At 73.6% G+C, this 8061-nt stretch carries 2 protein-coding genes and 1 pseudogene; 2 read left to right on the top strand and 1 reads right to left on the bottom strand.

Annotated features, from left to right (window positions below; translation table 11 throughout):
• Positions 1-3782, top strand: a 3782-nt coding sequence (locus MXD58_RS14620) for a type I polyketide synthase (RefSeq protein ID WP_248841041.1), incomplete at its 5' end; no start/stop codon positions are given.
• A gap of 151 nt (positions 3783-3933) precedes the next feature.
• Here MXD58_RS14620 and MXD58_RS31125 read toward each other — a convergent pair.
• A pseudogene (locus tag MXD58_RS31125) lies at positions 3934-4020 on the bottom strand (zinc ribbon domain-containing protein); the annotation flags it as partial.
• Positions 4021-4178: 158 nt separating this feature from the next.
• Here MXD58_RS31125 and MXD58_RS14610 point away from each other — a divergent pair.
• Positions 4179-8061 (top strand): type I polyketide synthase (locus tag MXD58_RS14610; protein WP_250609411.1); only part of this gene is annotated, 3883 nt, incomplete at its 3' end.

Here is an 8061-nt window from a genome sequence, read left to right as displayed (position 1 = left end):
CGCAGGCGTTGCTGGCGACCTACGGGCAGGGTCGGGACGCGGACCGGCCGCTGTGGGTGGGATCGGTCAAGTCGAACATCGGCCACACCGCCGGGCTCTCCGGGCTCGCCGGTGTGATCAAGACTGTGATGGCGATGCGGCACGGGACGGTGCCGAGGACCCTGCACCTCGACGAGCCGACCCCGCACGTCGACTGGTCGGCCGGCACCGTCCGCCTCCTGACGGAGACGGTGCCGTGGCCGGCCGGACAGCGGCCGCGGCGAGCCGGAGTGTCGTCCTTCGGGATGAGCGGCACCAACGCCCACGTGATTCTCGAAGAGAATCAGAATGCCGGCGAGTTCTCCACCGCCGGTCTTGCCGTCGAGGACTCTCCGCCGTCTGACAAGGATGGTGCCAGGTACTATCCGTGGGTTTTGTCGGGGCGGGATGTGGCGGGTCTCGCGGGTCAGACGGGCCGGTTGATGGCCTGGGTGTCGGCGCGGCCCGAGGTTGACCTGGGGGATGTTGGATTTTCCTTGGTGACGTCGCGGTCGGTGTTCGCGCATCGCGCCGTCGTGGTGGCGAAGGACCAGTCAGGCTTTCTGGCGGGGTTGGCGGCGCTGTCGCGGGGTGAGTCCGCAATGGGTGTGGTGTCGGGGGCGGCGGTGGCGGGTTCGGGGCCGGTGTTCGTGTTTCCGGGTCAGGGGTCGCAGTGGGTGGGAATGGCGGTGGAACTGCTGGCCGAGTTCCCGGTGTTCCGGGATTCACTGGCACAGTGCGCCGCGGCGTTGGAGCCGTATGTCCAGTGGTCGCTTCTGGCGGTGCTGCGGGGTGCCGCGGGGGCGCCGGAGCTGGGGCGGGTGGAGGTGGTGCAGCCGGTGTTGTGGGCGGTGATGGTGTCGCTGGCGGCGTTGTGGCGGTCGTTCGGGGTGGTGCCGTCGGCGGTGGTGGGGCATTCGCAGGGGGAGATCGCGGCGGCGTGTGTGGCGGGGGCGTTGAGCCTGGCGGACGGGGCGCGGGTGGTGGCGCTACGCAGCCGACTGGTGGGGGAACGGCTGTCCGGTGCGGGCGCGATGGCGTCGGTTGCGCTGCCATCCGGACAGGTGAGGGAACGGATCGGGCAGTGGAGCGGGCGATTGTCGGTGGCGGCGGTGAACGGACCGCGCTCGACGGTGGTGTCGGGTGATCCGTCAGCGTTGGACGAGTTGCTGGCCGGCTATTCGGCGCAGGGGGTTCGGGTCCGACGGATTCCGGTGGACTACGCGTCGCATTCGGCGCAGGTCGAGGGTATCGCGGACGATTTGCTGGTGGCGTTGGAAGAGATTGTTCCGCGGCCGCCGGACGTGCCGTTCTTCTCGACGGTGAGCGGTGAGCCGGTGCGGGACGCGGCGCTGGACGCCGGGTACTGGGTGCGGAATCTGCGCCAGCCGGTGCTGTTCGAGGACGCGGTTCGAGCGTTGCTCGCGGCGGGACGGGAGACCTTCATCGAGGTCAGTCCGCACCCGGTGTTGACGGTCGGCGTGCAGGAGACCATCGACGCGGTGGCGAATGTCGGGGCAACGGCGGATTCCGGGGCGGTGGTGTTCGGGACGTTGCGGCGGGACGACGGGGGGCCTGGTCGTTTCCTGGCCGGTCTCGCCGAGGCGTTCACACGCGGTGTCCCGGTCGACTGGACGCCGCTGTACGCCGGCGCGGCGCGGCGGGTCGATCTGCCCACCTACGCCTTTCAGCATCGGCGGTACTGGATCGATTCCGTCGACACGGCGGCTGTCACCGCGGCGGCCGCGGACCCGGCGGAGGCCCGTTTCTGGGCGGCGGTCGAGGGCGCGGACCTCGACGCTTTCGCCCGCACGCTCGGGGAGCAGGCGGCCGCCCGGCGCGCGGAGCTCGGCGCGGTGCTGCCGATGCTGTCCAGGTGGCGGCGTGACCGGCGGGAGGAGTCGCTGCTGGACCGGTCGCGCTACCGGATCACGTGGAGTCCGCTGGCGGTCGCCGAGTCGGCCGCGCCAACCGGGACCTGGATCGTCGCTGTGCCCGCCGGGCACAGCGAGGCCAGCGGGATCGCCGAGGTCCTGCGCGGATCGTGGATCGGTGCTCCGACCGTCGTGCTCGTCGAACTCGCGGTGGCCGATCGGGCCGAGATGGCCCGGCGCCTGGCCGACGCCGCGGCGGATCAGACACCGACCACGGTGGTGTCCCTGGTGGCGTTGGCCACCGAACCCGATCCCGACCATCCGGCGATCCCCCGGGGGCTCGCGCTCACCGTCGCCCTCGCGCAGGCGTTGGGTGACGCCGCCATCATGGCCCCGTTGTGGTGCGTGACCAGCGGCGCGGTCAGCGTGGACGCCGACGGGGTGGTGGTCGCGCCGGAGCAGGCGGCGGTGTGGGGGCTGGGTCGGGTCATCGCGGTGGAACATCCCGACCGGTGGGGTGGACTCGTCGATCTTCCCCGGGAACCGGACGGCCGGGCCGTCTCGAGGCTGCGAACGGTGATCGTGGGGGCCGAACGGGGCGAGGCCGCGGCGGTGCGGGCCGCGGGTGTGTTCGCGCAGCGTCTGGTACGGGCGCGGACACCCGCCGAGCTGACCGGCCCCGGTGCCTGGAGCACCCGTGCGCGGGGCCAGCAGGAGCACGGCGGGATCGGTGGCATCGTCGAGTCGAGGCAGACCGGCGGTGCCGGGACGGCGGTGGCGGAGCTGGACCCGGGCGCCTTCGCGGCCGCCGTGGGTGGTCGGATCGCCGCTGCGGTCGGTCTCGACGCGGCGGTCTCCGGGGACACGGCGGTCTCGGGGGATACGGCGGTCTCGGGGGACACGGCGGTGCCCGAGGGCGCGGGCCCGTTGGCGGGAGCGGCCGGGCTGATCGTCGTGTCGTCCCTCGCGGGCGTCTGGGGCAGCGGTGGGCAGAGCGTGAGCGCGGCTGTGGACGGCTACCTCGACGCCCTGGCCCGGCGTCGGCGCGGCCTAGGTGGTGCCGCGGTGAGTGTGGCCTTCGGCGACCGGGCGAGCGACCAGGGCGTGGTGGACCGGCCGAGGCTGCCCGGTCTGGGTGTCCTGTCCGCGGAGCTGGCCGCCGTGGCCCTCGAACGCGTCGTCGGCGCCGACGCGCACAGCGGTCTGGTCGTCGCCGACATCGACTGGGAGCAGCTGCTCGTGGCGTTTCCCGCCGCGGCCCGGCTGCCGCTGCTGCGGGACCTCGCCGAGGTTCGCGGTCATCCGGCAACGGGCGCCGCCCCAACCGTCGGCGAGCCGGCGGATGGCGCCGAGCGGTGGCGACGCCGGGTCGGCGACCTGGTTGGGGCCGATCAGGAACGGGCCGTCCTTGATCTGGTCCGGGCCGAGGCGGCGGTCGTGCTCGGCCAGAACGGCGCTGGCGCCGTGCGACCGGGCCGGCCATTCCGGGACCTGGGATTCGACTCCCTGACCGTGGTCGAGCTGCGCAACCGGATCAGGGACGCCACCGGTGTCCCGCTGCCCACCACGGTGATCTTCGACTTTCCCACCCCGGCGGAGCTGGCCCGGTACCTGCTGGACGAGGTGCTGCGCGGCCCGGCCGGCCCCACCGGCGAGAGCGCCGGGTCGCCCCTGGCCGGCCCCGGTGATCTGGACGGCCTGGCCGCCGGCCTGCCCAGGATGCCCGCCGACATCCGCGCCCCGGTGCTGGCCCGGATGCGCGCCCTGCTGCGCAGATGGGACGACAGCCCCGCAGGTGAGGCGGCGACCGGCACCGCCACGGACGATCTCGACGCGGCGTCGGACGACGAGATCTTCGACCTGATCGACAACGAGCTGGGGATCTCCTGAGTTGACGTCCTCCTCCGCCCGCGAGGCGGTGGATACCGATTCCTACATGCCCATCAGAAGGGAGAGGTGCGCAATGTTGAGCTTCGCGGTTCACCGGCCTCGAGGATCCGGCGCCTCCCCGCGCGGGCGCGGCCCGTCCGGCCGCGATGTTCATGGCCCCGTTCACGTCGGCGTTGGCCGTATGCCCGCAGGCGACGCACCGGAACCGCGCCTGGCTCTCACGCGATCCGCCGGCCACACCCCCGCGGGCCGAGGGGTGCCGTTTCCGCTGCCGCCCGAAGGTCGGGGCGTCCACGGCGCGGACCCGGTGACCCCCGATCCCACCCGCCCTGCGTGCCCTGCCCGCACCGTTCGCCCTGCCCGCCCCGTTCGCTGTGCCGGAGGAATCGACCTTCCATGAGCACCGAAGCCAAGCTGCGCGACTACCTCAAGCGGGTCACCGCCGATCTGCGCCAGGTCCGAGGGCGCCTGTCCGACGTCGAGGCCCGTGCGAGCGAACCTCTCGCGATCGTGGCGATGAGCTGTCGGCTGCCTGGCGGTGTGCGGTCACCCGAACAGCTGTGGGATCTCGTGGCCGCCGGCCGGGACGCGATCTCGGCGTTTCCCACCGACCGCGGCTGGGATCTCGACGCCGTCTACGACGCAGACCCGCAGCGGCTGGGACGCAGCTATGTGCGCGAGGGCGGCTTCCTGTCCGACGTCGACCGGTTCGACGCCGGGTTCTTCGAGATCAGCCCGCGGGAGGCGCTGGCGATGGCCCCCCAGCAACGTCTGTTGCTGGAGACGTCCTGGGAAACCTTCGAGCGGGCCGGCATCGATCCGCTGTCCATGCGGGGTTCCCGGACCGGGGTCTTCGTGGGGGCGACCAACCACGACTACGGCACCGACGCCGCCGACGTCCCCGACACCCTCGAGGGCCATATCGTGCTCGGGACGTCCAGCGCGGTGATGTCGGGCCGGATCGCCTACACCCTCGGCCTCGAGGGACCCGCGCTGACCGTCGACACGATGTGCTCGTCGTCGCTGGTGGCGCTGCACCTGGCCAGCCAGTCGTTGCGCCAGGGCGAGTGCTCGATGGCACTGGCCGCCGGAGTCACGGTCCTGGCCACACCGATGGCGTTCGTCGAGTTCAGCCGGCAGCGGGCGTTGTCCCCGGACGGGCGGTGCCGGCCGTTCGCCGCCGGGGCGAACGGCACCGGATGGTCCGAGGGCGTCGCGGTGCTGCTGCTCGAACGGCTCAGCGATGCCCGGCGCAACGGCCATCAGGTGCTCGCGGTCGTGCGCGGTTCGGCGCTGAACTCCGACGGCGCCAGCAACGGACTGACCGCGCCGAACGGACGCTCGCAGCAGCGGGTCCTGCGCCAGGCCCTCACGAACGCCGGACTGAGCGCCACCGACGTCGATGTGGTGGAGGCCCACGGCACCGGGACCACCCTCGGTGACCCGATCGAGGCGCGGGCGCTGCTCGCCGTCTACGGCCGGGACCGGAGCGCGGACCGGCCGCTGTGGCTGGGCTCGGTGAAGTCCAACATCGGCCACGGCGCCGCGGTGTCCGGTCTCACCGGCGTGGTCAAGATGGTGATGGCGATGCGCCACGGAACACTGCCCCGCACCCTGCACGCCGAGGAGCCGACCCCCCACGTCGATTGGTCCTCCGGTGCGATGCGGCTGCTGACCGAGGAGGTTCCCTGGCCCGGCGCCGGGCAGCCGCGCCGGGCCGGGGTCTCGTCGTTCGGCGCGAGTGGGACGAACGCGCACGTGATCCTCGAGGATGCCTGGCCCGAGCCGTCGGACGCCGCGCCGGAGCGGGCCCGGACGACGGCGACGACCGACGGCTCGGCGTTGCTGTGGGTGGTGTCCGGACGCGGCGCGGACGCGGTCCGGGCCCAGGCGGGGCGGTTGCTCGAGCACGTGTCGACCCGGGTGGAGCTGGAGCCGGCGGATGTCGGCTTCTCGCTGGCGACGTCCCGGTCGGCGTTCGAGCACCGGGCCGTGGTGGTGGCGGGCGACCGGGCGGGGCTCCTGGCCGCGCTGGCGGCGCTGTCACGGGGTGAACCCGCGCGGGCAGTGGTGCAGGGCACGGCCCTCGACGATCCGAAACCGGTGTTCGTGTTTCCGGGTCAGGGCGCGCAGTGGGTGGGCATGGGAGTGGATCTGCTGGCGTCGAGCCCGGTGTTCCAGGCCCGCCTGCGGGAGTGCGCGGCGGCGCTGGAGCCGCATGTGGACTGGTCGGTCTTCGAGGTGCTGCGCAGGGCGGCGGGTGCGCCGCCGCTGGACCGGGTCGACGTCGTCCAGCCGGTGCTGTGGGCGGTGATGGTGTCGCTGGCCGAGCTGTGGCGCTCCCTCGGGGTGGTGCCATCGGCGGTGGTGGGTCACTCACAGGGGGAGATCGCGGCGGCCTGCGTGGCCGGCGCACTCACCCTCGCCGACGGGGCCCGGGTGGTCGTCCTGCGCAGCCGGCTGCTGGGCGCCGAACTGTCCGGTCGGGGCGCGATGGCGTCGGTGTCCCTGTCCCCCGAGGAGGTCACGGGCCGGATCTCGCCGTGGGGCGGGCGGCTGTCGGTGGCGGCGATCAACGGGCCGACGTCGACCGTGGTGTCGGGTGATCCGCAGGCGTTGGACGGGCTGCTGGCCGGCTGCGCGGCGGACGGGGTGCGGGCGCGGCGGATCGCGGTGGACTACGCGTCGCACTCGGCGCAGGTCGACGGGATCCGCGATCAGCTGCTGACGGCCCTGCACGGGATCACCCCGGCGGTGCCGGGGATGGCGTTCTGGTCCACGACGACCGGGGGACCGGTGGACACCGCGGCGCTGGACGCCGGGTACTGGGTGCGCAACCTGCGCCAGCCGGTGCTGTTCGAACCGGTCGTGCGCCAACTGCTCGGCCGCGGCCACCAGATGTTCATCGAGGTCAGTCCTCATCCCGTGCTGGCCATGGGGATCGAACAGACCGCGGAGGCGGCCGGGGCATCCGACAGCGCACTCGACAGCGACAACGCCCGTGACGTCGTCACCCTCGGGTCCCTGCGCCGTGATGAGGGCGGCCTGGACCGATTCCTGCTCTCCGTCGGCCAGGCCCACGCCCACGGCGTCGCGCTGGACTGGTCGGCGCTCTACCCCGGGTCGGGTGCCCGGCGGGTGGAGCTGCCGACCTACGCCTTCGGTGGAACGCGATACTGGCTCGCGCCCGGATCGGGAGCGGCGGCGACGCGTTCCGGCGACCAGCCGACCAGTGGGCCCGCCGAGACCGACGCCGACTTCTGGGACGCCGACTTCTGGGACGCCGACTTCTGGGACGCCGTCGACCGGGAGGACCCCGCGGCGTTGGCCGCCGTGTTGGCCGTTCCCCCGGCCGAGGGGCACCTGGAGGCGCTGGCCCCGGCCCTCGGCATGCTGTCCTCCTGGCGCAGGAGGGCCCGGGATCAGGCCACGATGGCGTCCTGGCGCTACCGCGTGCGCTGGGAGCCTTTCCCCGCGACGTCGACCGCTCTGCCGACCTCGACCGGTCTGCCGACGTCGACCGGTCTGCCGACCTCGACCGCTCTGCCGACCTCGACCGCTCTGCCGACCTCGACCGGTCTGCCCACCTCGACCGCTCTGCCGACCTCGACCGCTCCGTGCGTTCCATCGGCACAGGCCGGCCCCTGGCTCGTGCTGGTGCCGGCGTCCGACGGCACGTCCGAGGTGTCGCCGGTGCTCGACGCCCTCGGCCACGACGGCGCCGCGGTCACGGCGGTCGGCGTCACCCCGCAGGCGGACCGGGCGGGGCTCGCCGATCTGCTCCGCGCGGCGCTGGGGGACGCCCCGCCCGCGGCGGTGGTGTCGCTGCTTGCTTGCGAGGACACGCCCCATCCGGTGCACGCGGAGATCAGCACCGGGCTGGCGCTGACCGTCGTGCTGGTCCAGGCCCTCGACGATGTCGGCCTGGACGCGCCGCTGTGGGTACTGACCCGCGGCGCTGTCGCGGTGCGTGACGGTGATCCGCCGGAGAGCCCGGCGCAGGCGGCGGTGTGGGGACTGGTCCGCTGCGCGGCGCTCGAACACCCCCGGCGCTGGGGTGGTCTGCTGGATCTGCCCGCCGCCGTCGACGCCGCGCTGCTCGGGCGGGTGCGAGCCGTGCTCGCGGGCGCCGGGGTGGAGGATCAGCTCGCCGTGCGGGCGGACGGCGTGTTCGTCCGGCGCCTGGTCCGGGCGGGTGACCCGCCTCCGGCGGCGCCCGCCGGGTCCGCCGGGACGTGGCGTCCGCGCGGCACCGTCCTGATCACCGGTGGTACGGGGG

Origin of the sequence: Frankia sp. AgKG'84/4 (assembly GCF_023242965.2) — a bacterium.
Lineage (GTDB): Bacteria > Actinomycetota > Actinomycetes > Frankiales > Frankiaceae > Frankia.
The sequence above is the reverse complement of the archived record's forward strand: the minus strand, read 5'-3'. Positions and strand labels throughout refer to the sequence as shown.